This window comes from Sphaerisporangium viridialbum (genome assembly GCF_049674955.1).
GTDB classification, from domain to species: domain Bacteria; phylum Actinomycetota; class Actinomycetes; order Streptosporangiales; family Streptosporangiaceae; genus Sphaerisporangium; species Sphaerisporangium viridialbum.
This window is the reverse complement of the sequence record NZ_CP187232.1, coordinates 340,544-365,135: the sequence shown is the minus strand read 5'-3', so window position 1 is coordinate 365,135 and position 24,592 is coordinate 340,544. Positions and strand designations below refer to the sequence as shown.

The 24,592-nt window shown below is 70.7% G+C and carries 20 protein-coding genes and 1 riboswitch; of the genes, 14 read left to right on the top strand and 6 right to left on the bottom strand.

Annotated elements, in window-relative coordinates:
• The first annotated feature begins 25 nt into the window (after positions 1-25).
• Both ACOZ38_RS01670 and ACOZ38_RS01665 read left to right on the top strand, forming a co-directional pair.
• Positions 26-1,966 carry a glycosyltransferase gene (locus tag ACOZ38_RS01670; RefSeq protein ID WP_424528261.1) on the top strand — a complete coding sequence of 647 codons (1,941 nt, stop codon included), beginning with the start codon at positions 26-28 and terminating at the stop codon, positions 1,964-1,966.
• Positions 1,963-3,585: a glycosyltransferase gene (locus ACOZ38_RS01665; RefSeq protein ID WP_424528259.1), complete on the top strand. Its 1,623-nt coding sequence runs from the start codon at positions 1,963-1,965 to the stop codon at positions 3,583-3,585. Before ACOZ38_RS01670 ends, ACOZ38_RS01665 begins: the two co-directional genes overlap by 4 nt.
• Before the next feature lies 1 nt (position 3,586).
• Here ACOZ38_RS01665 and ACOZ38_RS01660 read toward each other — a convergent pair whose 3' ends face one another.
• A complete protein-coding gene (locus tag ACOZ38_RS01660; protein ID WP_424528257.1) occupies positions 3,587-4,387 on the bottom strand; it encodes a polysaccharide deacetylase family protein in 801 nt (266 codons plus the stop codon).
• A 127-nt stretch (positions 4,388-4,514) separates the two neighbouring features.
• Between ACOZ38_RS01660 and ACOZ38_RS01655 the strand changes: the two genes are divergently transcribed.
• Complete coding sequence (locus tag ACOZ38_RS01655) at positions 4,515-4,934, top strand: DUF3151 domain-containing protein (protein ID WP_424528255.1); 420 nt, start codon at positions 4,515-4,517, stop codon at positions 4,932-4,934.
• A 102-nt stretch (positions 4,935-5,036) separates the two neighbouring features.
• Positions 5,037-6,320: an adenylosuccinate synthase gene (locus ACOZ38_RS01650; RefSeq protein WP_424528253.1), complete on the top strand. Its 1,284-nt coding sequence runs from the start codon at positions 5,037-5,039 to the stop codon at positions 6,318-6,320.
• Positions 6,321-6,328: 8 nt separating this feature from the next.
• On the opposite strand, the gene ACOZ38_RS01645 is transcribed toward ACOZ38_RS01650, so the two are convergent.
• Positions 6,329-7,591 (bottom strand): glycosyltransferase family 4 protein, encoded by a 1,263-nt coding sequence (locus tag ACOZ38_RS01645; protein ID WP_424528251.1) that lies wholly within the window; start codon positions 7,589-7,591, stop codon positions 6,329-6,331.
• A 498-nt stretch (positions 7,592-8,089) separates the two neighbouring features.
• Between ACOZ38_RS01645 and ACOZ38_RS01640 the strand changes: the two genes are divergently transcribed.
• The 3 genes from ACOZ38_RS01640 to ACOZ38_RS01630 all read left to right on the top strand — a co-directional run bounded on the left by ACOZ38_RS01640 (position 8,090) and on the right by ACOZ38_RS01630 (position 11,080).
• On the top strand, positions 8,090-9,010 hold the full coding sequence (locus ACOZ38_RS01640; RefSeq protein ID WP_424528249.1) for a glycerophosphodiester phosphodiesterase family protein: 921 nt from the start codon (positions 8,090-8,092) through the stop codon (positions 9,008-9,010).
• A gap of 98 nt (positions 9,011-9,108) precedes the next feature.
• Complete coding sequence (locus ACOZ38_RS01635) at positions 9,109-9,939, top strand: hypothetical protein (protein WP_405143356.1); 831 nt, start codon at positions 9,109-9,111, stop codon at positions 9,937-9,939.
• Positions 9,926-11,080 (top strand): helix-turn-helix domain-containing protein, encoded by a 1,155-nt coding sequence (locus ACOZ38_RS01630; RefSeq protein ID WP_424528247.1) that lies wholly within the window; start codon positions 9,926-9,928, stop codon positions 11,078-11,080. Before ACOZ38_RS01635 ends, ACOZ38_RS01630 begins: the two co-directional genes overlap by 14 nt.
• A 135-nt stretch (positions 11,081-11,215) precedes the next feature.
• On the opposite strand, the gene ACOZ38_RS01625 is transcribed toward ACOZ38_RS01630, so the two are convergent.
• Entirely contained in the window at positions 11,216-12,547 is a 1,332-nt protein-coding gene (locus ACOZ38_RS01625; protein ID WP_424528245.1) for a helix-turn-helix transcriptional regulator, read from the bottom strand.
• A gap of 254 nt (positions 12,548-12,801) precedes the next feature.
• Between ACOZ38_RS01625 and ACOZ38_RS01620 the strand changes: the two genes are divergently transcribed.
• Together ACOZ38_RS01620 and tenA are read left to right on the top strand one after the other, a co-directional pair.
• Positions 12,802-13,362 carry an ATP-binding protein gene (locus ACOZ38_RS01620; RefSeq protein ID WP_424528243.1) on the top strand — a complete coding sequence of 187 codons (561 nt, stop codon included), beginning with the start codon at positions 12,802-12,804 and terminating at the stop codon, positions 13,360-13,362.
• A gap of 284 nt (positions 13,363-13,646) precedes the next feature.
• Positions 13,647-13,758: riboswitch (TPP riboswitch) on the top strand.
• Complete coding sequence (gene tenA, locus ACOZ38_RS01615; protein ID WP_424528241.1) at positions 13,751-14,434, top strand: thiaminase II; 684 nt, start codon at positions 13,751-13,753, stop codon at positions 14,432-14,434. (Overlaps the previous riboswitch by 8 nt.)
• A gap of 10 nt (positions 14,435-14,444) precedes the next feature.
• Here tenA and corA read toward each other — a convergent pair whose 3' ends face one another.
• Complete coding sequence (corA, locus tag ACOZ38_RS01610; protein ID WP_424528239.1) at positions 14,445-15,578, bottom strand: magnesium/cobalt transporter CorA; 1,134 nt, start codon at positions 15,576-15,578, stop codon at positions 14,445-14,447.
• A 403-nt stretch (positions 15,579-15,981) separates the two neighbouring features.
• Between corA and purD the strand changes: the two genes are divergently transcribed.
• From purD to ACOZ38_RS01585, 5 genes are all read left to right on the top strand, one after another.
• The gene (purD, locus tag ACOZ38_RS01605) at positions 15,982-17,214 is read left to right on the top strand and encodes a phosphoribosylamine--glycine ligase (protein WP_424528237.1); all 1,233 of its coding nucleotides are present in this window, start codon (positions 15,982-15,984) and stop codon (positions 17,212-17,214) included.
• A 72-nt stretch (positions 17,215-17,286) separates the two neighbouring features.
• Positions 17,287-18,345: a hypothetical protein gene (locus tag ACOZ38_RS01600; RefSeq protein ID WP_424528235.1), complete on the top strand. Its 1,059-nt coding sequence runs from the start codon at positions 17,287-17,289 to the stop codon at positions 18,343-18,345.
• Positions 18,346-18,486: 141 nt separating this feature from the next.
• Positions 18,487-19,758: a UDP-N-acetylglucosamine 1-carboxyvinyltransferase gene (gene murA, locus ACOZ38_RS01595; RefSeq protein ID WP_424528233.1), complete on the top strand. Its 1,272-nt coding sequence runs from the start codon at positions 18,487-18,489 to the stop codon at positions 19,756-19,758.
• A gap of 441 nt (positions 19,759-20,199) precedes the next feature.
• Positions 20,200-21,432, top strand: coding sequence for a transcriptional regulator (locus tag ACOZ38_RS01590; protein WP_424536942.1), 1,233 nt, complete (start codon positions 20,200-20,202; stop codon positions 21,430-21,432).
• Between the two features lie 386 nt (positions 21,433-21,818).
• Positions 21,819-22,793, top strand: a complete 975-nt coding sequence (locus ACOZ38_RS01585) for an EamA family transporter (protein WP_424528231.1) — start codon at positions 21,819-21,821, stop codon at positions 22,791-22,793.
• Here the strand turns inward: ACOZ38_RS01585 and hisC are convergent.
• The gene (hisC, locus tag ACOZ38_RS01580; protein ID WP_424528229.1) at positions 22,780-23,841 is read right to left on the bottom strand and encodes a histidinol-phosphate transaminase; all 1,062 of its coding nucleotides are present in this window, start codon (positions 23,839-23,841) and stop codon (positions 22,780-22,782) included. The two genes, ACOZ38_RS01585 and hisC, sit on opposite strands and share 14 nt — an antisense overlap.
• A 71-nt stretch (positions 23,842-23,912) precedes the next feature.
• On the bottom strand, positions 23,913-24,575 hold the full coding sequence (locus ACOZ38_RS01575) for an NUDIX hydrolase (protein WP_405143341.1): 663 nt from the start codon (positions 24,573-24,575) through the stop codon (positions 23,913-23,915).
• Between the last annotated feature and the right edge of the window lie 17 nt (positions 24,576-24,592).

Sequence of the window (24,592 nt, the reverse complement as noted above, 5' to 3'; positions counted from 1 at the left end):
CCCGGACGACCGCGGGGAGCCGGGGATGACGGCCGCGCTCGTGTCGGCCGGGATGACGGCCGAGCTGAGCAGGGCGGGCGGGAAGGTCGCCGTGGCCGTCGCCGGGGTGGACGCCGGCGACCTCGACGGCCTGCTCCCCGGCGTGGCCTTCGAGGCGGCTGACCTGGACAGCATGGGCCCCGAGCCGTGGGTCACCTCCGATCCGTCGGCCGTCGTGGTGGTCGCGGGCACCCCCACCGACCTGCGCAGGGCCGTGACGCTGGGTGGAGCGCTCCCGTCGGCCCTCTGGGTGGGCGTGATCGTCGTGGAGGCGCCGCCGTGGTGCGAGGCCCCGGGCGTCCCGCTGTCGCCGGGCCTCGGCCGGCGCTTCCTGCGCGACGTGGGCATCAGCCGGTACGGCCGCACGGGCTGGCGGGTCAAGGTGCGCTTCTCCCAGCCGCAGCCCGCCGGGGAGGTCGCGGCGGCCGTGGCGAGGAGCTTCGGCGGCCACCATCTGAACGGCTACGCGCTTCCCATGGCCGGACTGGCCGGTCCCGGGCTCGCGGGCTGGCGGCCCGGCGACCCCAACGTGACCTTCGCGGACGGGCGCGGCCCCGTTCCCGACCGCTCCGACGTGCCCACCGCCGACCTCGCGATCCGCGCCGTGCCGGTGGCTCCTGCGCAGGAGGTCCCCTGGACCGACGGCCGGGTTGCGGCCGTCGACCACCCGGCGGACGCCACCTGGGAGCGCTTCGGCTCCCCCGGCGGCTACGAGGCGCTGCGAAACGCGATCTTCGAACCGGACTCCGTGCCTCCCGTCGACGAACGGTCGGTCAACCCGCGCGGCTTCGTCAAGTCGCCGGCGGGCGAGGTGGCCGATCTCGCCCAGCACGACGGCCGCTGGGAGATCCGCGCCGAGGGCAAGACGCTTGTGCGCCTGGCCGCGTCCGGGGGCGTGACCGACGCCGACGCCGCCCGCCTGCGGCGCCTGCGCGCCGTCCGCGTCGACTGGCGGCCCGCCCACACCGGGCCGATCGCCGCCGTCCGCGCCGTGGCCGGCCTGGCCGCCGCGGGGGTGCCACTGCTGTCGAGCCCGCCGCCCGGCTGGGCGGCCCGGGCGCTCGGGCCTGAGCTGGCGGCACGGCTGAGCGCCGCGTCCGAGCACGAGCTGGCCGACGCCCTGCGCCGTGAGGAGCACAGCGTACGGCTGCGCAGGCTGGCCCTTTCGACCCACGGGACCGTGGCGCGATGGCGCTCGCTCGCCGCGCGTGCCGGGATCGCCCTCCCCGCGAAGCCCACGATCTCGGTCATCATGTGCACCCGGCGCAACGACCTGGTGCCCTTCGCGCTCGGCCAGATCGCCAGGCAGCGGGGGGTCGACCTCGAGGTCGTCCTGACGCTGCACGGGGTGCCCGCCACCGCTCCCGACGTCGTGCGGGCGGTCGAGGCCTTCGGCCGCCCGATCACGGTCGTCGAGGCGGACGCGAGCCTGCCGTTCGGCATCGTGCTCAACCAGGCTGCGGAGCGTGCGACCGGCACGTTCCTCAGCAAGTGGGACGACGACGACTGGTACGGCCCCGACCACCTGGCCGACATGATGCTCGCCCAGTCGTACTCGGGGGCCGAGCTGGTGGGCGCGGCCTCGGAGTTCTTCTACCTCCAGAAGATCGACGTGACCATCCGCCGCGACTGGAGCAGCGAGACGATGTCCAACCACGTGGCGGGCGGCACGTTCGTGGTGTCGCGCTCGGCGTTCGAGTCCGTCGGGGGCTTCCGTCCGGTCGCGCGGTCGGTGGACGTCCAGTTCTTCCAGAGCCTGCTCAGAGCCGGTGGCGCCATCTACCGGACGCACGGCCTGGGTTTCGTCGCGCGCAGGGCGGCGAGAGGCATGCACACCTGGCAGGAGCCGGTCGGGTACTTCCTGGCCAGGGCCAAGGACCAGTGGCGGGGATTTCGGCCCAGCGGACTGATGGAGTTGGAACAGTGACACAGCCGACCGAGCACGGGGCCCCGCCGGCCCAGCCGAGGATCCGGCACAACGACTACGGGGTGCTGAGCCCGCCCGCGCCCGGCGCCTGGCAGCCCCGGCTCTCGGTGAGCGTGGTGATCGCGGCCTACGGCCACCAGGACAAGCTCGACCTGACCCTCGCCGCCCTCGCCGCCCAGAGCTACCCCCGGCATCTGATGGAGGTCGTGGTCGTCGACGACGGGACCGTTCCCGCCCTCCGCCTCCCCGAGATCGTCCCTGACAACACCCGGTTGATCACCACGGAACCGGGCTCGCGCGGCCGGTCCGACGCCCGCAACGCCGGGCTGGCGATCGCGGGCGGCGACGTCGTCCACTGGCTGGACGCCGACATGGTGACCTTCCACGACGAGGTCGAGGCGCACATGCGCTGGCACCACCTCGCCGGATACCTCGTGGTGATGGGCTACGTGCGGTACGTCGACCACCGGCCGGGCGCCCCGGTCCCCGCGGACGTGCACGCGGCGGTCTCGGCGGGGGCCACGGAGAAGCTCTTCGACGAGGCCGCGAGCGAGCCGCACAGCTGGATCGTCGACCTGGCCGAACGCACCGACGGCCTCCGCACGGCGGGCGACTCGGCGTACCGCGTCCACGTGACCAACGCCGCCTCGGTGAACGCCCGGCTGCTGCGCGAGGCGGGGCCACTGGACACCGGCCTGGTGCTCGGCGAGGACACCGAGCTGGGCTACCGGCTCGCCCAGGCCGGCGCGGCGTTCGTGCTGGCCCCCGAGGCCCGCAGCCGCCATCTCGGCACCTCGATGATGATGCGCGACGGGGAGCAGGTCAGGCGGTACAACCAGGTCTTCGTGCCCGACCACATCCCGCACATGCGGTGGCTGCGCACCCACCCACGCCGCCAGTGGCTGGTCCCCTACGCCGAGGTGGTCGTCGAGGTCGAGGGCGCGCCGTACGAGGACACCAGGGCGACCGTGGACGGCTTCCTCGCCAGCTCGTTGAACGACATCCAGATCACGCTGGTGGGCCCGTGGGGCTCCGTCGAGGAGGACAGGCGCAACCCGCTGGACAACCCCTGGCTCGACCTGCTGCTCCTCCGGGGGCTCTATCGCGGCGACCCCCGGGTCCGGTACGCCGAGCGGGTGCCCGCCACGGCGGCGCCCTCGTCGTTCCGCATGCGTTGCCCCGCGGGGTGGGTGCCGGGCCAGGAGACGCTGCGGCGGGTGGTGGAGCAGGCGGTCGAGCACGGGCACGGGCTGGTCAACATCGCCCTCGACGAGACCGACGAGGTGATCACGGCCCGCCTGGAGCACACCGGCGCCTTCGCCAGGGCCTCGCTCGTGCGGGCCGAGGACGAGCCTCTGGACGCCGCCGTCCACGACGTGTACGGCACGCACTGGCTGGACGGCAGGACCATGGGCTTCCTGCCCGCGGCCGAGGCCGAGCCCCCGAGGCGCGGCAAGAGCGAGGATCCGGCCCTCAAGCGGGAGGTGGCCAGGCTGCGGGCCGAGAACGCCCTCCTCGCCGAGCGCCTCGCCGCCCTGGACGGCGAGGTCTCCGCCCGCGACCAGGCCACCGCTTCCCGCCAAGGAGGCCCGAAAGCCCTGCTCAAGCGCCTGCGCTGACCTACGGAGCGGGGCGGAGGCCGCCGCCGACGATGTCGCCGAACAGGCGGACGGTGACCCCGCTGCCCGCGACCCAGCCCAGGAAGTCGTCCAGCACCTGCGGCCTCACCCCGAACTCGTCACAGGTGTCGCAGACGTTGTGGAACTGGTAGGTCACCAGGCCGCCCCCGCGCTTCTCCGCCTGGAGCACGTAGGACTTGAGGACGTCCAGCGTCACCGACCGGCGTACGGCGGGCAGCGTGCGCAGGTGGTAGGCGTCCGTCACCTTCACGTCCTCGTACCGGGCGCACTTCGGGCAGGCGTCGCTCGGCGGGGCGATGCCTCCCGATCTCCGCCCGCTGTTGTAGCCGCAGCTCCGGACCACGTCGACGGTCGCGGCGTCGAACATGCCGTACGGGTAGGCGAAGGAGCGCGGCTTGTAGCCCATGGCCAGCAGGGCACGGCGGTCGTCGCAGATCTCGCGGCGCTTGCCGGCCGCCGGGAGCGTGGGCAGGCGGGGGTGGGTGAGGGTGTGGCCGCCGATCTCGTTGCCCGAGGCGGCCAGCCCGTCCACCTGCGCCTTCGTGAGCCGCTTCGGCCGGCCGAGGAAGTCGCTGTTGATGTAGAACGTGCCAACAAGATGGTGCTTGCGTAGAAGATCGGCCGCGACCGCCTGGGTGGCCCAGGCGTCGTCGAAGGTCAGGGACACGACGGTCTTCGCCGCGTTCGGGGGGTTCTGGCGTGCTTCTCCGCCGCAGGCCGTCACCAGCGCCAGCAGCCCCGCCAGTGTCACGGCGACGCACCGGGAGGCTGAGTGGATCACGTCCTCTGCTCCTTTGTGAGTCCTTGCACACGCAACCGGGTCACCGTATCGGACAAATTTCGGCTTTCCTCACGTATCGCAGAAGGGAGTATGACCAGAAGGGCGGAACACAGGTAAGACTGTGCTCATGGAAACGCACGAGAACCTTCTCGCCGGGCCACCGCCCACCCAGCTTCCGGACACCCCGGAGGCCAGGGAGGCCCTGGAATCCGGTGCCAAGGCCAGTGACGTCGCCGCGCGCTTCCCCGCCTACACGGCGGCCTGGGCGGCGCTCGCCGACGAATACTTCACCGCCGGCCACGCGGTCACCTCCTACGCCTTCGCCCGCACCGGCTACCATCGTGGCCTTGACCAGCTACGACGCGCGGGCTGGAAGGGTCACGGCCCCATCCCCTGGGAGCACGAGCCCAACAGGGGGTTCCTCCGCTGCCTCAACGCGCTCGGGCGTGCGGCCCAGGCGATCGGTGAGAAGGATGAGGCCGAGAGGTGCGCACAGTTCCTCCGTGAAAGTAGCCCAGAAGCGGTAAAGGTGCTCACTTCCCAGTAAGCCGCGCTTGGGCGGCATCAGCCTGCTCGGGTAGTCTCTCAACGCAAGAGCCCCTGTCGCGCTTGCGCCAGGGGTTTCGTTTTTGTTGCGCGGGAGTTAACCATGCCGGCTGTCGTTCTCGTGGGCGCCCAGTGGGGCGATGAGGGCAAGGGTAAGGCCACCGACCTCCTTGGCGGTCAGGTCGACTATGTCGTCCGCTACCAGGGCGGTAACAACGCGGGTCACACCGTCGTCATCGGCGACCAGAAGTACGCGCTGCATCTGCTGCCGACCGGCGTGCTGTCGCCGGACGTCGTCCCCGTGATCGGCAACGGCGTCGTGATCGACCCCGGGGTGCTGCTGGCGGAGATCGACGGGCTGAAGGAACGCGGCATCTCCTGCGACCGGCTGCTGATCTCGGCCAGCGCGCATTTGATCATGCCCCACCACAAGGCCCTGGACAAGGTCACCGAGCGCTACCTCGGCAAGGCCCGCATCGGCACCACGGGGCGGGGCATCGGCCCCGCGTACGGCGACAAGATCGCGCGCATGGGCGTGCGGGTGCAGGACCTGCTCGACCCGGGCATCCTCGGCAAGAAGATCGAGGTCGCGCTGAACGAGAAGAACCAGGTGCTGACCAAGGTCTACAACCGCAGGGGCATCGACCCCGCGAAGGTCCTCGAGGAGTACCTCGGGTACGCCGAGCGGCTCAAGCCGCACATCGCCGACACCTCCCTGATCCTGAACAATGCGCTGGACGACCACAAGGTCGTGCTGCTGGAGGGCGGCCAGGGCAACCTGCTCGACATCGACCACGGCACCTACCCGTTCGTGACGTCCTCCTCGCCGACGTCGGGCGGCGCGTGCATCGGCTCTGGCATCCCGCCGACCCGGCTCACCCGGGTGATCGGCATCCTGAAGGCCTACACCACGCGCGTCGGCTCGGGCCCGTTCCCGACCGAGCTGACCGACGAGATGGGCGACTGGCTGCGCACTACCGGCGGCGAGTACGGCGTGACGACCGGCCGCAACCGCCGCTGCGGATGGTTCGACGCGATCATCGCCAGGTACGCCACCAGGATCAACGGCGTGACCGACTTCTTCCTCACCAAGCTGGACGTGCTGTCCGGCCTGGAGCGGATCCCGGTCTGCGTCGCGTACGAGGTGGACGGCGTGCGCCACAACGAGATCCCGATGACGCAGACCGACTTCCACCACGCCAAGCCGGTCTACGAGGAGTTCCCCGGCTGGCAGGAGGACATCACCGAGGCGAAGTCCTTCGACGACCTGCCGAAGAACGCCCAGGACTACGTGCGGGCACTGGAGGAGCTGAGCGGCGCGCCGATCTCCGCCATCGGCGTCGGCCCCGGCCGCACCCAGACCCTCTCCCTGCGTCCCCTGATCTGAGGCGTCTCTCATCGCTGTCGTGGGGGCCCGGCCGAAAGGTCGGTGAGGAGCGCGTCCCAGCGGGCCCCGACGACGCCGAGGTCGTACGTCCTGGCCGTGCGCAGGGCGTTCGCGCCGAGCTCGCGGCGCAGGTCCTCGTCCTCGATGAGGCGGCGGATGCCCTCGCCGAGGGCGGCGGCCTTCTTGGAGGTGACGAGCAGGCCGTCGTGGCCGTCCGTGATGATCTCCCGGGGGCCGAGCGGGCAGTCGAAGCTGACGACCGGCAGGCCCTTGCTCATCGCCTCCAGGATCGTCATGCCGAAGCCCTCATAACGCGAGCTGACGGCGTAGATCGACGCCTTGGACAGCTCGACCCCGACGCTGGCCGTGCTGCCCATCAGGAAGACCTTGTCCGCCAGGCCGGCCTCGTCGATCCGGGCCTGGAGGCGGTCGGTCTTCTCCTGGGTCCCCCGCCCGTAGATCCGCAGGACCCAGTCGGGGTGGGTCTCGGCCACGGTCTTCCACGCGTTGACGAGCCGGTCGAAGCCCTTGGCGTGGACCAGCCGGCCCATGCCGACCACGGTCTTCTCCTCCAGGCGCGAGACGCGGCCGTCGAGCGGCGGTACGGCGTTGGGGATGCGCAGCAGGCGTCCCGGCGGGTCGGCCTTCAGCAGCTTGGCGTACTGCGCCAGGTCGGCCTCGGTCAGCGTGACGAACGCGTCGAACCTGCCGTACCTCCTCTTGAAGAGGCTCCGCATGGCGGGCGAGTGGACGGCGAGGGTGACGTGCTCCTGGCCGATCGCGATGACGCCGGGAGGGACGAACAGGGCCGTCAGCAGCGTGAACGCGGGACGTGTGGCGATGATCACGCCGCCGCGAAGCGACCTGAGGTACGCGATCAGGCGCAGCTCGGTCCAGAGGGTGAACGACTGCTTGGCCCTCTCGTCCGCCGGCACGAACCGGCCCGGAAAGCGGGAGAGCACGCGGGCCACCCACCCCTTGGGCGCGGTCCGATCGTCCAGAAACGTGACGCGTACGCCGGGCGGGAGGTCGAAGAACGGGCTCTCCGCCGTCCTGACGGCGCTCACGATCTCCACGTCGCGCTCCCGCGCGAGGTGGCCTGCCAGGTTGAACACGGTCCTGATGGTGCCGCCCATGCCGTAGGCGTGCAGTAACAGGATGCGCACGGTTCCGGTGTCCGGCGGCGCCGCCCGGCGGGCTCTTCGTGCGTTCAGCATCTTCAACAGCCACAGCGCGGCGCGCGCCGGGTACCTTCTGACCTTCTTAAACAAGCGCTTGCTCCAAGCAAGGAGAGCGGCGGGCGATGGCGAGAACGCGAGATCCACACGCTCGCCCGGTGCCCGGACGACGGTGAAGGAGGCCCGCCGCCGGGCCACCGGAATGCGCGGTGAGGTTCAGCGGTGGCGCCGGCCGGGCGTCACCGTCCCCCGCGGAAAGTGATGATGGGCCGCCGTGGGGTCAGCCGGCGACTCCCCCGAGGAAGGGAACGGAGGGATCCATCCACATCCGTCCATATCGGGTGCCCGAGGCGGATGCCGCCGCCCTGCGGTTGTCAACCTTCATGCAATTGCCCCCTTTTTGCTGACATGGAATTAGAGGTGCTGCTTGCACCATAGGTTTATAACGATTAGGTATCCGTTAACCGCACGTCTGCGTTTGTTAACCGAACGATCCGGACACCGGCCGGATCACAGGGCTGTCGGCTCCAGGAGACCCGCGCGGCCCCGCCTGAACATGGTCAAGGCACGCGGACGATAGGGTGCGCCATTGTGCAGGTGGAGATACACGGCCACCGGGGGGCGCGGGGCCTACGCCCGGAGAACACCCTCCCCGGCATGGCCCACACGCTGGAGCTCGGCGTCCACGCGATCGAGTTCGACGTCGCGCTGACCGCCGACGGGCAGCTCGTGCTTACCCATGATCTGACCGTCTCGGCCGTGACCAGCGCGGACACCGTCCCCGCGATGCCGGGGGACCCCGCGTTCCCCTACGTCGGCAAGCCCATCCGCTCCCTGTCCCTCGCCCAGCTGCGCACCCTCGACGTGGGAGTGCGCCACCCGAAGAGCGATGCCGACCGGTTCGTCCGCACGCAGGTCCCGATCCCCGGCACGCGCATGCCCACGCTCGGGGCCGTGCTCGGCCTGGTGGGCGCGTACGGCGCCGACGGCGTGCGGCTGAACGTCGAGCTGAAGTCCGACCCGACGCGGCCCGACCTCTCGGCCGATCCGCAGCGGCTCACCGAGCTGGTGGTGGCCGAGCTCGACCGGCACAACCGGCTGGACGGCGCGGCGATCCTCAGCTTCGACTGGCGCGTCCTGCGTGTCGCCCGCGATCTCGTGGCCACGCGCTACGCCCTGGTCGAGAAGGCGACGCTCAGGCCCGAATGGCTCGGCCTCCGCTACGAGGAGGACTTCGGCGGCGACATCGCCGCGGCGGCGGCCTCGATCGGCGCCACCACTCTGTCCCCCGACCGGGTGTTGGTCAACGACGAGCTGATGGCCCGCGCGGCGACGGCTCGGCTACCGGTCGCGGTGTGGACGGTCAACGACCCCGACGAGGCGTCGCGCATGATCGACCTCGGAGTCGCGGGCATCGTCACCGACTACCCCGACCGGATGCGCGAGCTGTGGGCGCGACGCGGCCTTTCCCTCCCCAAGCCCGCCGCCGCCCTCCGCCACGCGCCCGCCTGAGGTTTCCGCCCATTTCGGCGAGTCACAACATCAACTGGAGTGCTCGCGGGAGTATCGTGCGGAGAACTGAAGTGGCGGCGCCATACGGGAGGTCACCGATGCAGGGGGAGCCACAGATTTCGAGCTGGGCGGCCGAGCGGTTCGGTGAGCGCGCCGCGTCCGTGCGGGGGCAGCTCGCCGCGTCCCTCCTGGAGGCCGCCGGCAACGCCCAGGATGCCCAGAAGTCCTCCAGAAGCGACAAACGGTACGCCTACGGCTCCACCCTCATGGCACGACGCTACGAGGCCCTCGTCGACGGCTTCAAGAACGACCCGGGCTTCCAGGTCGTCAGGCCGTACGGCTCGCCCCACCATCTGGTCGTGCTCAACGGCAACCTGCTGCTGCCCTTCCGCTACGCCGAGGACGACACGACTCCGATCAGCGAGGCGCGGGTCAGCGACGGGCGCGTCTCCGCGCTCGTCCGCGAGCTCTTCACCCGCTTCGGCCCCAAGACCACCTACCACCAGGAGACGCTCGACCTCGCGCTCGCGAGCGACGACGAGGAGGCCCAGCTCGCCGAGCTGACCGCCGCGCGCCCCCTGCTCGCGCAGCTCCCCGACGACACGCGCCTCATCCCCGTGGCCTACGCCGCCAACGCGCAGGCGAGCCTGCTGAAGCTCTACTGGGGAGAGGCGGAGCTGATCGACGACATGGGGCGCGTCCACTGGGTCCACTGCGAGCAGATCCCCCTGCTCACCGCCCTGCCGTGGGTGTCGCAGGGTCTTCCTGTGGCCGAGCCCGACGTGGCCGAGCGCTTCGACCGAGGCGCGGAGCCCGACCTCACGCTCGTCCGCCGTCCCGCGGTCGAGCGCCGCAATGCGATGATCTTCCCCGTGAACAGCGAGACCACCGACGAACACCCGATCGCCGACGCCGATGAGCGACCGTAAGAACGACCGTGGAGGACCGAGCCCACAGGCCGTGGCCGACGCCTTCGACCAGGCGCGGCTGACCCAGGCGCGGCGGCTGGCGGGGTTGACCAAGAAGGACCTCGCCGAGCGGGTGGGCGTCACCCCCGCGGCGGTGGGGCAGTACGAGACGGGCATGACCCACCCCCGTCCCGACCTCATCCCGCGCCTCGCCGGCGCCCTCGGCGTTCCGTTGGCGTTCTTCCTGTCCGGCCGGCCGCACGCCAAGCTCGACGGGTCCATGGCCCACTTCCGCAGCCTCCGCTCCACCCGGGTCCACCAGCGGGCCAAGGCCGCCGCGTTCGTCGAGCAGGTCTGGGAGCTGACCCACGCGCTGGAGAAGCGCGTACGGCTGCCGCACGTCGACCTCCCGGGCTTCTCGGGCGGCGAGGTGCACTCGGGGGTCGAGCTGCCACGCGACCCGGCCGCCGCCGCCCGCGAGCTGCGGCGGCACTGGGGGCTCGGCACCGGGCCGATCTCGCATCTCGTCCGCCACATGGAGGCCCACGGCATCGTCGTGGTCCTGCCCCCGCCCGACGAGGACGCCACCACGGTCGACGCCTTCTCGACCTCGCAGTTGCCCCGGCCGATCGTCGTCCTGACGGCCAACCGCTTCGACGACATTCACCGCTACCGCTTCACCGCCGCCCACGAGCTCGGCCATCTCGTCCTGCACGGCGACACGGCCGCCGGGGACGTCCAGCAGGAGCGCGAGGCCGACACGTTCGCGGCCGAGTTCCTGACCCCGCGCGACAGCATCCTGCCCGAGCTTCCCCGGCGCCTCGACCTGCGCCGGCTGGCCGAGCTCAAGCACGTGTGGGGCGTCTCGATCAGCTCACTGCTCTACCGCTGCCGCGAGGTCGGGCTGCTCTCCGACTCCTCGGCCAGCCGGGCGTACCAACGTCTCGGCGCCCTCCGCGACCAGCCGGGCTTCGCCAGCGAGCCCATCACCGGCTACCCGGGGGAGCACCCGGTGCTCCTGCGGCAGGCCTTCGACCTGGCGGCGGCGGACACCGACCTCACCATGGCCACACTCGCCACCCAGCTCGCGTGGCCACTCCCCCGCGTACGAGAGCTCCTCGGCGTCCAGGACCACCGTCCCAAACTGATGATCGTCCCCTGAGAACCGGGCCTTGAAGGGCGAGGACCTCGCCTCCGCGCCTTGGCGGCGCTCCGGCTCGGACTGTGTTTACCAGGGAGCCGAAGGCCCCCCTTCCCCCCCCAATCGAGGGCAAGCCCTCGAACCTTCGCCCAATATTCAAGCGGCGAGCTGGACGCGCATGTAGTCACGAAATTCGCGGACCTGGACGGTGCTGCCGTAAGGATCAAGCTGCCCGGAGAACCCGCGAACGCGCTCGACGAGGCGGGGTGAGGACAGCGACTTGGCCACCGGTGTCGCCGCCCGCGCGAAGTTGAGCGCCTGCTCCAACTCTCCTGCCCCGAGGTATGCCTCGGCGGCATTGACGTGGGCAAGCTGGGCGGATCGTGTCCGGCTCCCGCGTAGTCCGCTCAACGCCGACTCCGCGCACTCGATCGCTCGTTGATGTTCCCCGAGCAGGTGCCAGCACCGCGCCGCCTCAGAGGAGATCCTCGTCGGATCGTATGGTGGCAGCCACGTCGGCTCGCGATCAGTTGGGCCTTGCTCGTACGCCCGCTGGGCCTCAGCGAGCAACCGCTCAACCTGCTTGACACTGTGCCCCTCACGCGTATCGGACAGCTTCACTTGCAGCGCCGTCGCCCATGCCCGCTCTCCCAGCGCCAGACGCCCCATGAGGCGAGGTGGGGCCTGTCCTTGCCGGGCCGCCTCACCTGCGGCGTTGGCCAGGCGGAGCGCCTCCGTCGGCCTATTGAGGTAGATCGCCTGGTGGGACATGACTCCTAGCACCCAGGCGGCCATCACCGGATCACCTGCCGCCTTCGCCAGCCGGAGGGCCTGAGCGAAGTAACGCTGAGCCTGCCCGTTGCGGTCGATGTCGAACGCCATCCATCCCACCAGACAGGTCATGTCCGCAGCCGCCGTCATCAAAGCGGATCCGACGCGGTCGTCGTAGCGGCCGTGCAGCAGTGGAGCCACCGTGCCGTTCAGGTACTTCACCACGGCCGGACGTACGAGACCCGCGCCGAACTGGTGGTCGATCTGGGCGAACGCCTGCTTGGCCTGGCTGATCCGTTCCACGTCGGCCATGCCGACCTGCGGTCCCGATCCCCGGTGGGCGGTCGAGTCAGGCGCGGGGTCGTAGCTCCAGGCCGCGAGCCACTCTCCGACGGCGGTGGGGACGAACGGCAGCGCGGCCAGCATGTGACGTCGCGACGGATCCAATTCAGACCTCCAGAGCTCCTCGGCCGCTTTCACGGTAAGCGTCAGAGCCCCGCCCCAGAAGTCCGCCAGCGGACACAACGCCGTGTCGCCGTCGATCCAGCGCGCGATCTCGGCCGGGTCCTCCTGGAAGGCGATCGCCATCCGGGTCCGGTGGACGGCGCGGACCTCCTGGACGCCCCGCTCCCACCGCCCCCAGGTGGTGGGCGACACCTGTACCGCGTCCGCCGCCTGCTCCTGGCTGAGACCTCGCCGCTTTCGCGCGTTGATCAAGTCCGGACGGCCGATCCGGCGCCCTGCCTCGCCCATCCCAATGCCCCCCCGCCACTCCTCGGACATTCAATCGATTACCAATCGTGATGCAAGACACACCCGACGTAGTCACCAAGGGCGGAAACGACCGGCAAACGACCGATGGGCGCAGGCCCACCACTACCGGCGAGAACGCCGGACGAAGCGTCCTTCTCTCCTGCTCCCCAGGGGCATTTCCTGCTGTTACCAGGTCCTCGCACCGAACGGAGCCCTCCATGCGGCCAGGCGACAGCGTCGCGCCAGAGCCTCACCTGTGCGTGCAACCCGCCGAACAGGAACGGAAGGGCGAACCCGCCGCAACGCTCACCCCTGTCCGGACACTCGTCGAAGTCCTCAAGCACGGCTCGGCGGCACGCCAGGCCAGGGCCGCGATAAGGGATGTCCTCAGAAAGGCGGACGTTAAGGAGGACCGCATCGCCGACGTCGAGATGATTGTGGCCGAACTCGCGGCGAACGCCGAAAGGTACGCCACGGAGCCGTACGAACTGCAGATCTTGAGCGTGCACGGCGTCCCGGTTTGGTGCGAGATCGTGGACGGCAGCCCGGACCTCGAAAGGGTCGCCGCCCTCCTCGACCGGCTCCGCACGTTCAAGGAGACCGATCTACCGCTGCTCGCCGAGAACGGTCGCGGCCTGCTAATAGCCCACAAGTTGGCCGGAGGTGACTGCGAGGTGTACCCGACCGGATCGTCCTCCACAGGCGTCCCCGGAAAGGCGGTCGGGTTCGCCCTGCCAACGGCCCCAAGCGGTCGCTGGCCCATGGGAACCACGAGCTAGCGACGGCATAGGGAACTCAGCTGTGGTCCGGGCAACTGGATGGACCTGCTCGAACGCTTCGGTGGCCGCCACTAGCGCCACGAAAGGTGATATCTGCCCAGCTTGTCGGCTGAATGTCAAGGCTTAGCTGGAGCTCAAGGGCGAAGCCTTCGACTCGGGGGTCGAAGGGGGCGGGAGCCCCCTGGGAAACGCTGCCCGAGCCGGAGCGCCCCCAGGGCGCGGAGGCACGGACCATCATGGCGATCCCCCTGAACCGTTGTGGCAAGGGGGTGCGTTAGCCTCGACCACGACATCGCGGGAGTCCGGCGCACCGGGCTGAGAGTGCGGCTGGCACGGCCGCAGACCGCTCGAACCTGACCGGGTCATGCCGGCGTAGGGAGTTGTTGTGATGACGACGTTCGAGCCGACCGTTTCTTACAGCGAAGAGCTGTGGGAGGCCATCCAGCCGATCTACACCGCGATCCTGGACCATCCGTTCATCACCGGGCTGGTCGACGGCACGCTGCCGCGTGAGGCCTTCCGGCACTTCGTGGTGCAGGACTCGCACTACCTGCGGGACTACGCACGGGCGCTGGCCCTGTGCGCCGCCAAGGCACCGACCGAGGACGACGTACGGGCCTTCGCGAGCGACGCGGTGGGGGCGATCGCGGCGGAGCAGGACATGCACGCGGAGTTCATGGCCCAGCTCGGCGGCTCGTCGGCACAGGCAGCGGAGCTACCGGTGGGCCCGACCACGCGCGCGTACACGAGCTACCTGCTGGCCACGGTGTACGGCGGGTCATTCCTCGACGGCCTGGCCGCGGTGCTGCCCTGCTACTGGATCTACGCCCGCGTCGGCGAGGCACTGCTGGCCAAGTCGTCACCCGACCCTCTCTACCGGCGCTGGATCGCCACCTACGGCGACGAGGCCTTCCAGAGCGTCGTCCGCCGCGTGGTGGCCCTGACCGACCGAGCCGGGGAAGAGGCCACCCCCCGCCAGCGCCTCCGAGCCCAGGAACACTTCGTCACCACCTCCCGCTACGAGTGGATGTTCTGGAACGCCGCCTGGCACCAGGAGTCCTGGCCCATCTGACCAGAGGTGTTCAGAGCCAGCTGTTGCGGCGGAAGCCTCGGTAGAGGAGGGAGCAGATGACGAGCATGACGCCGATCACGAGGGGGTAGCCCCACATGGCGGACAGCTCGGGCATGTGCTTGAAGTTCATGCCGTAGATGCCGGCGATCATCGTGGGCACCGAGATGATCGCCACCCACGCGGAGATCTTGCGCATGTCCTCGTTGGCCAGGGCGTTGGACCTGGCGAGCGCGGCCTGCAGGATGGAGTTGCACAGCTCGTTCGAGGACTCCACCTGCTCGCAGACCCGCGAGAGGTGGTCGACGACGTCACGGAAGTACTCGCGCATCTCGGAGGGGATCATGCGGCGCGTCGGCAGGGCTCCCAGCGGCGTCTGGAGCGGGGTGACCGCGCGCTTCATCTCGATCATCTCGCGCTTGAGCTGGTAGATGCGGCCGATGTCGCGCGAGCTGACGTCGGCGAAGACGGCCGCCTCGACCTCCTCCAGCTCGGCCTGCATCAGGTCGGCGACCGTGAGGTACTTGTCCACGACGAAGTCGGCGATGGCGTGCAGCACGCCCGCCGGACCGCGGGCCAGCAGCTTGGGCTTGTCCTCAAGGCGGCCGCGGACCTCGGAGAGCGGGCAGTGCTCGCCGTGGCGCACGGTGACCACGAAGTCGGGGCCGACGAACACCATGATCTCGCCGGTGGCGATGATCTCGCTGGAGGCGGTCAGCTCGTCATGGTCGAGGTAGGCGATGGTCTTGAGTACGACGAAGAGGGAGTCGCCGTAACGCTCGACCTTGGGGCGCTGGTGGGCCTTGATGGCGTCCTCGACGGCGAGGGGGTGCAGCCCGAAGACCTCGGCCAGCCACTCGACCTCGGGGGCCTCCGGCTCGTGCAGCCCGACCCAGACGTACGCGTCGTTGATCTCGGAGGAGGCGTTGTGCTCGCGGACGAGGCCGACGGCCTCCGGGATGCCGGAGACGTGGACGCGCTTGCCGGCGACATAGGCGCCGAACTCCACGAGTGAGTCACTGGGCGGCACGCATCGGCCGTTCATGGTCTCGCGGCGCACCGCACCGACCGACGACGAGGCGCCGAGCCGGACGTGAGTGGTGCGCGGGTGGAGGTTGATCCGCTGGAAAAGCGTGGACGAGCGCATGGCGGTCCCTTCCCGCCCGACCTCGCGGAACCAACGCGCAAGAAAGTAAGAATGCGACAGTCGTCACAGGTAAATAGGCGCGCGTGGCTCTCAGTCGGACACCGAATTGGAGTGGTCGGGTTTGCGCACGATGTACGTGCGCGAGCACGTACTGCTGGGATCACCAGAAGTCATCCCGATTCCACCTCCAATCGCTAAGAGACGGCCCAAAGCTGCCCCAACTTACCACAGCGAGGCTTCGATACCTAGCCTACACGGCCATTGGATTGCTCGATCATGTGGAAGTCGACAAAGCCTCTTCGCCTGCTGCGCATTACCCGCCGGGAAACGCCAGGAACGCCTTCCACCTGCGCGGACGCCGCCGCCGTCCGGCTACCCCAGGCCCGACCCGTAGACTCCCCAGGTGCGCGTTCTCGTGATTGGATCCGGTGGCCGTGAGCATGCCCTGTGCCGGGCGCTCGGGCTCGACCCCGCCGTCTCCGAGCTCCACTGTGCTCCCGGCAACGCCGGCATCGCCTCGGTGGCGACGACGCATTCCGTCGTGCCCACCGACCCCGAGCAGGTCACGGCGCTGGCCGTGCGGCTGGGCGCCGAGTTGGTCGTCGTCGGGCCGGAGGCGCCGCTGGTGGCCGGCGTGGCCGACGCCGTGCGGGCGGCGGGCATCGCCTGCTTCGGCCCGTCCAAGGAGGCGGCGCGCATCGAGGGTTCCAAGGCGTTCGCCAAGGACATCATGGTGTCCGCGGGCGTGCCGACCGCGGGAGCGCGCGTGTGCACGACGCCGGAGGAGGCCGAGGCCGCGCTCGACGAGTTCGGCGCGCCGTACGTCGTGAAGGACGACGGGCTGGCCGCGGGCAAGGGCGTCGTGGTGACCTCCGACCGCGCGGAGGCGCTGGCGCACGCGGCGGCCTGCGAGCGCGTGGTCGTGGAGGAGTTCCTCGACGGTCCCGAGGTGTCGCTGTTCGCCCTGTGCGACGGCACGACCGCCGTGCCGCTTCAGCCCGCGCAGGACTTCAAGCGCGCCTACGACGGCGACCAGGGCCCCAACACCGGCGGCATGGGCGCCTACACGCCGCTGCCGTGGGCGCCGGCCGGGCTCACCGAGCAGGTCATGGCCGAGGTCGTGCTCCCGACCATCCGCGAGCTCGCGCGGCGCGGCACGCCGTACACCGGGGTGCTGTACGCCGGGCTCGCCCTCACCGGGGCGGGGCCGAGGGTCATCGAGTTCAACGCGCGCTTCGGCGACCCGGAGACCCAGGTCGTGCTCGACCGCCTGGAGACGCCGCTCGCCGGTCTGCTGCACGCCTGCGCCACCGGCACGCTGGACGCGCAGCCCGCGCCGCGCTACCGCGAGGGCGCGGCGGTGACCGTCGTCATCGCGGCCGAGAACTACCCGGCCGACCCGGTCAAGGGCGACCGCGTCGAGGGCCTCGCGCCTTCGGTGAAGGACGCGTACGTCATCCACGCCGGCACCGCGCTCGACGCGGAGGGCAGGGTCGTGTCGGCGGGCGGGCGGGTGCTCAGCGTCGTCGGCACGGGTCCCGACATCGCGGCGGCGCGCGCCGCCGCGTACGAGCAGGTGGGGCGCATCACGTTGCGCGGCTCGCACCACCGCACCGACATCGCGGCCCGGGCCTAGCCACGCGAAAGGGGTAGCGCCCGACGGGGAGATCGCGATAAGCCGTGGGCAGAGCGAATCCCTGGAGGGCGTATGGCAGCCGACCCGGCCGTGCACGACAGCGAGGCGCCGCCCCTTGGCACCGCGCCCGCCGCGAGCCAGGGGGAGGTGCTGCGCTGGCCGGGCGTGTGGCGCATCCACATCGCCTCGCGCGGCGAGGAGATCCAGGCGGACGCCGGCCGGTGCCTGCTCTCGCGCACGGGTGAGCCGGGTCTCGAAGTGCTGCACGCCACGATCGAGCGCCACCTCGCGACGGCCGCGCAGTACGCGAGGGATCGGCAGGGCTGGCGGCGCTGGCTGACCGGGCAGGCCATCGAGGGCGCCTGGGCGAACATCTACGGCGCCACCATCCTGCTGTACGGGCTGCTCCCCGCGAACGAGCTCAACGCCCGCGCCCCCGAGGTGCTCGCGACCGGCCGCGCGTACCTCCCTCCGGACGATCCCCGCCTCAGCCGGCTCGCCGCGCGCGCGGCCGCGGGCGACATCGACGAGCGCGACCGGGCGTTGCTGCAGTCGGTGCTGAGGGCCGGCTACAACGCGGCCTCCATCGAGAGCGGCAGGGTGCGCAGCTTCCGCAACATGCTGCTCGGCGGGGTGGCCATCCTCACGCTCATCGTCGCCGGGCTGGTCGCGATCGGCTCGGCCTGGCCGCAGGCGATCCCGATGTGCGGGAACGGGACACTTCTCGCGAGCTTCGGGCCGAGGGACAACCAGGTGTGCCCGGCGGGCCACGGCGGCCCGACGAGCGGCGACGTGCCGCTGGTCGCGCTCATGGGGGTGCTCGGCGCGGCCCTCGCGACCGCCGCCAGCCTGTCCACCCGCTCGGAGCTGTCCACGCGGTACTCCCTGGCGGTCGCGCAGAACCTGCTCAAGGCGCCGGCGGGCGTGGCCACCGCCATCCTGGGCCTGCTCATCCTGAACTCGGGGTTCGTGCCGGGATTCGCCGGCCTGAGCTCGCAGACCTCGATCCTGGTGTGGGCGATGGTGTTCGGATACGCGCAGCAGGTGGTGACGCGATTCGTGGACCAACGCGCGAACACGTTGCTGCACGCGGCTTCGCCGAACCCGCCGACGAACCCTCCCTCGCGCTGAGTGATCTGCGCTTTCCTGGGCAGCTCAGTGCAGTCAAACTGGCCGGGCCATCATCCCGAAAGAGCTACTGTGGGCGGATAACTTTGCCGCCGTCCGCTTGACCAGGCGCGTCATTTCCCAGATTTCGAGGAGCCTCATCATATGGTTCGTTACCGCGTGCGCGGTGGCAACGCCCTGCGCGGAACCGCCTTCATCCAGGGAGCCAAGAACGCCGTGCTCCCGATGATCGGCGCGGCTCTGCTCGCCGCCGAGGGCCGTACGGTCCTCCGCAACGTCCCGATAATCGAAGACGTCCGGCGGGCGCTCGAACTGGCCGAGGCCGTGGGCGCCAAGGTGGAGCTGCACGAGGCCGAGCGCACTCTGGTCATCGACGCGTCGCGGCTCACCAGCGCCGTGCTGCCGGCCGAGATCGCCCGCAGGTTCCGCGGGTCCGTGCTGTTCGTTCCCGCGCTGCTGCACCGCCTGGGCGAGGCCATCATCGAGGGCGTCGGCGGGTGCAACCTCGGCAGCCGCAACCTCGACTTCCACTACCTGGGCTACAAGCGGCTCGGCGCGGTCGTGGACGAGGGCGAGAGCGTCATCCACGTCAAGGCCGCCGGGCTCACCGGCGCCCCCCTCTACCTCGACACGCCCTCTCACACGGGCACGGAGAACCTCATCATGGCGGCGGCCCTCGCCAAGGGCACCACCATCATCGAGAACGCCGCGCTCGAGCCCGAGGTGCTCGACGTCATCGACATGCTCACCAAGATGGGCGCCCGCATCAGCGGCGGCGGCACCGGTTTCATCACCGTCGAGGGCGTCGACGAGCTCACCGCCGTGGAGCACCGCGTCATGCCCGACCGCCTCGACGCGGGCGTGTTCGCGATGGCCGCCGCCATCACGGGCGGCGAGGTCAACCTCGTCGGGGCGTCCCTTGAGCACCTCGGCGTGGTGCGGTGGAAGCTCGAGCAGATGGGCGTCGAGTTCGCCACCGACGGCGCGGTGCTCAACGTGCGGCGCGACCGGCCGCTCCGGCCGATCAACGTCATCACCGACACCTACCCCGGCTTCGCCACCGACCTGCAGTCTCCGATCATGACGGTGGCGTGCCTGGCCGACGGGGCGAGCTACATCCACGAGCGCATCTTCGACGGGCGCTTCGCGCTGGCCGGCGAGCTCAACAAGATGGGCGCCCACATCGAGATCGAGGGCAGCCGCGCGGTCGTCCACGGCCACACCTCGCTGACGGGCACCGACGTGACGGCGCACGATCTGCGCTCCGGCATCGCGCTGGTGCTCGCGGGGCTGGCCGCCGATGGCGAGACCGTCGTCTCGCCCGGGTATCTCATCGACCGTGGCCACCACGACCTCGCGGCGCGTATGAAGGCCCTTGGCGGAGATGTGGTAAGAGAGATTTCCTCTACGTCGTGACTGGGCCCGTAAACCGCCTCTGACCTGTTCATATAACCATCTCCGCCATACCTGATCGGCATAGGCCACCGGCATTCCGGCAAATCCGGGCGTGACATTAGTGCCTCGGCGAGCGATCGTTCCAAAGAGGACTAGACCGGATGGGAGAAGAACCCGAGCCGGGAACGCCGTCAGCCGCCTTACAGCGCCCTGACCGGCGGTCCCCGCGAGGTGGACTCGACCAGTGGATTTCGAAGAGGAAACCACGCCGGGCGCGCCGCCGGGCCGTACCTCACGGCCCGGCGAACCGCACGGTGTGGCGGCCTCGATCAGAGGTATGGCGGGATGGGACGAACATTGGTCGAGAGGGCCGAAGAAACTCCGAGAGGGTCACGCGTGGGCGCGTCGGCCCCGGACCTCACCATCGGGGTGGTGGGACCCCACGACCTTGTCGAACGAGTGATGCTCATGGGCCATGCGGCCGCCCCGGTTCCGTGCCGGCTGGTCGCGGCGGCCTACCGCGATGAGCAGGAGGCGGCCGACAAGGTGGTGCGGCTCGGCCCGGGGGTGGACGCCTGCCTGTTCGCCAGCCCCGTGCCGTACGAGCTGGCCAGGCGCTCGGGTGTGCTCACGATCCCCGCGACGTACGTGCAGCTCGGGGGGCCGGCCCTCACGGCGGCGCTGGCCAGGGCAGCGCTGGACGAGCGCATCGACCCGCGCAGGGTGAGCATCGACGTGCTCAGCCGCTCGGACGTCGAGGAGGCATACGCCGACCTCGGGCTGCCGACCGCGGGGGTGCAGACCCGCGAGGAGCCCGGGGCGACGGGCACCATCGCGGCGTATCACGAGCGCCTGATCAGGCAGGGCAGCACGACCGGCGCGCTGACGTGCCTGCCGGGGGTGGCCGACCGGCTCACCGCGGCGGGCGTGCCGACCGTGCGCGTACGGCCGACGTCCGCGGCGGTCCGTACCGCGCTGCACACGGCGGCGCTGCTCGGCGCGCACCACCGGCTGGAGGAGTCACAGCTCACGGTCGTGCTCATCGAGGTGCCGACGTTACGCGAGCCCGTACGGCGTGCGGCACCGAGATACTGGCGCGACGAGCTGAGACTGTCCCTGCACCGGCTGCTGGTCCAGGAAGCCAATCGGATGAACGCCGCCGTATGGGCGATCGACGACCACAGTTACCTGGTGACGGCGACGCGCGGCTCGATGGCCGCCGCCACCGACGGGTTCCGGGTGCTGCCCTTCGCCGCGCGGATCCGCGACGACCTGGGGCTGGCGGTGGAGGTCGGCGTCGGCATGGGCCGCACCACCCACGACGCGGAGACGCACGCGAGGGCGGCTCTGGCCCGCACGCAGGCCGGCAAGCAGCCCCAGGGCTTCGCGGTGGACCGCGAGGGCCGCACGCTCGTCCCGGCCCCCCGGATGCCTCCGCAGGCTCCCGGGCAGGGCAGGCCGAAGGGCGTCGAGGTGCTCGCACGGCTGGCCGCCAAGCTGGAGGGCGGCGACACGATCGTGGACGCGGAGAGCGCCGGGCGCATGCTCGGAGTGACTCCCCGCACGGCTCGGCGTCTGTTGCGCACGTTGGTCGACGAGGGACTCGCGTGGCCGCTTCCGCCGAACCGCACACCGCAGCCGGGCCGTCCGCGCCAGCTGTACCGCCTCATCGTGGAGAAGCTCGGCCCGCGCTAGCCGTGGTTCCGCGGGTCATTCGCGTGGGGCGGATGGCCCGCGGTGGGCGCCTTGAGAGGGACGCGCCTGTGGATACCGCGGGTGGCTGTGGACGGCTTCACCGGCACGGGTTGTACATATGGGTTCGAACGCGTGAACGGCGGGCCACGCCAGCGGGTCAGACAGCGATACAACGCCACTTATCCACAGCTTGTGGATAACGTCGACTTGATGCACTCTTGCCGGATTTGCCGTATTTAGATGCTGAAACGTGATGTCCAGCCCGCACCGGCGACCTAGTTATCCACACGATGTGGACAAACCTGTGGTAGAGCGCTCGGCGCCCGCGTCTCACCGTCCGAAACTCGCGAGTGAAATGTCCGCCTAGACCGATATTGTCATGAGTCATGGGGACAAACACTCGTGACGTGAGGGTCTGGGCGGCGCTGGCGGCCGTGTATGTCGTGTGGGGGTCGACCTACCTTGGCATCATGATCGCCATCGAGACCATCCCCCCGATGCTCAGCGGCGGCCTGCGCTTCGTCGCGGCGGCTCTCATCCTCGGCACCGTGCTCGTGGTGCGCCGGGGGGCCGGGAGCTTCCGCATGACCCGGCGGGAGTTCCTCGGGGCGGGCCTGGTCGGCCTGCTGCTGCTCACGGGTGGCAACGGCATGGTGGCGATCGCCGAGCAGCACATCTCCTCCGGCCTCGCCTCTCTGCTGGTCGCCTCGGTGCCGCTGTGGCTGGTGGTCTTCCGCGTGATGGCCCGCGACCGTCCCCGGCTGCTGACGCTGGCCGGAGTGCTCATCGGGTTCTGCGGCGTCGCAGGGCTCTCGCTGACCGGCGCCGCGTCGTCCAGCGCCATCGGCATCGTGATCATCCTGGCCGGGTCGCTGTCGTGGTCGATCGGATCGTTCCTGCCCGGCGTCATCTCCATGCCGAAGGACCCCTTCGTGGCCAGCACGGTCGAGATGGCCGTCGGCGGCGCCGGGCTCCTGCTGGCCGGCACCGCCTTCGGCGAGCGCCTGCACCCCGCCGAGATCAGCGGCGGCTCGTGGCTGGCGCTCGCCTACCTGGTGCTGGTCGGCTCGCTCGTGGGCTTCACGTCGTACGTGTGGCTGCTCGGCAACGCGCCGATCTCCCTGGTGTCCACCTACGCGTACGTCAACCCGGTGGTGGCCGTGATCCTCGGCGTCGTGGTGCTCAGCGAGCAGGTGACCGCCCAGATGTTCGCCGCCGGGTTCGTCATCGTCCTCGGCGTCGCGCTCGTCGTCTCGACCGAGCGCAAGGGCCGGCGTCCCGGCGCGGACGAGCCCGCCCGGGACGTACGGACCGGTCCCTCGCCGACCGGCGCTCCGAACGCCGGGGTCACCCCTTCCTGAAAGCCTGCGCCGCCGCCAGGAAGGCGTCGTTGGCGTCCGGGGAGCCTACGGAGACGCGGGCGCCCTCGCCCGCGAACGGCCGTACGGCGACGCCGTCGACGGCGCAGCGCTCGGCGAACTCCATCGTGCGCTCGCCGAGCCGCAGCCACACGAAGTTGGCCTCGGTGGGCGGCACCTCCCACCCCTGGCCGAGCAGCGCCTCACGGACGCGCGTGCGCTCCTTGACGACCGTCTCGACGCGCTCCAGCAGCTCGTCCTCGGCCGCGAGGGACGCGACGGCGGCGGCCTGCGCGATGCTGTTGACCGCGAAGGGCACCATCGTCTTGCGCACGGCCGAGGCCACGGGCGCGTGGGCGATGAGGTAGCCCACCCGGAGCCCCGCCAGGCCGTACGCCTTGGAGAAGGTGCGCAGGACGGCGACGTTCGGCCGGTCGGCGTACAGGCTCACCCCGTCGGGCACGTCGGCGTCGCGGATGTACTCGCGGTAGGCCTCGTCCAGCACGACCAGCACGTCCTCGGGCACCCGGTCGAGGAAGGCCGTGAGCTCGGCGGTGCGGTTGACGGTGCCGGTCGGGTTGTTCGGGTTGCACACGAAGATCATGCGGGTGCTGGGAGTGATCGCCGCCGCCATCGCGGAGAGGTCGTGGGTCTCCGCCACGAGGGGCACCCGCACGGAGGTCACCCCCGCCAGGTCGGCGAGCAGGGGATATGCCTCGAAGGACCGCCAGGCGTAGATCACCTCGGCGCCCGGGTCACCCACGGCCTCGAAGAGCTGCTGGGCGACGGTCACCGAGCCGGCCCCGAGCGCGATGTGCTCCTGGGGTACGGAGAAGCGCTCGGCAAGGGCCTCGGTGAGCGCCACGCACGCCGGGTCGGGATAGCGGTGGACGTCCCTCGCGGCGGCGGCCATCGCCTCCACCACGGAGGGCAGCGGGTCGTAGGGGGACTCGTTGGACGACAGCTTGAACGAGCGGCCGTCGGCGGAGACCACGGCCTTCCCCGCCCGGTAGGCGGGCAACTCATCGAGAATCGGACGGAAACGCGGCATGGCCTTACCCTATGACGCGGCCATGGCGCACGGGCCCCTGACCATGCCCCCCGAACGACCTTGAAGCCCTTCTAACCGGCCAGGCGCAGCATCGGCGGGTGGAGCAGCTCGGCGGGCCCCCGGCGGTAGAGCATGGCGGGCCGCCCGCCGTCGCGCGTGGTCGTGCGCCCCGTGGGGACGAGGAAGCCGTCGGCCTTGGTCACCTTGCGGTGGAAGTTGCGCGGGTCCAGGGAGCGGCCCCACACGATCTCGTACACCCGCCGCAGGTCGGCCACGGTGAACTCCGAGGGGCAGAACGCCGCGCCCAGCGAGGTGTACTCCAGCTTGGCCCCTGCTCGCTCGATGCCGTCGAGCACGATGCGGCGGTGGTCGAAGGCCATCACGTCGAGCGAGGACACCGGCTGCCAGCTCATGTGCGCCTCGGTCGGGGCGGGCAGGTCGGGCGCGAGCCCGAGGTAGGCCACGCTGACGACGCGCTGGCGGGGGTCGCGGTCGGGGTAGCCGTAGGTCTGGAGCTGCTCCAGGTGCACCGGCGCCCCCGGCAGCCCGGCGCGCTCGGCGAGCACGCGGGACGCGGCGGCGGGGAGGTCCTCCTCAAGCTGGATGAACCCCCCGGAGAGCGCCCAGCGCCCCTCGTACGGCGGGCGGTCACGCTGCCAGACCAGCGCGCTGAGCTGCTGGCAGCGCACGGTGAGCACGACGAGGTCCACGCTGACGGGAATGCGCGGCACCATGGGACGCACGTTACACC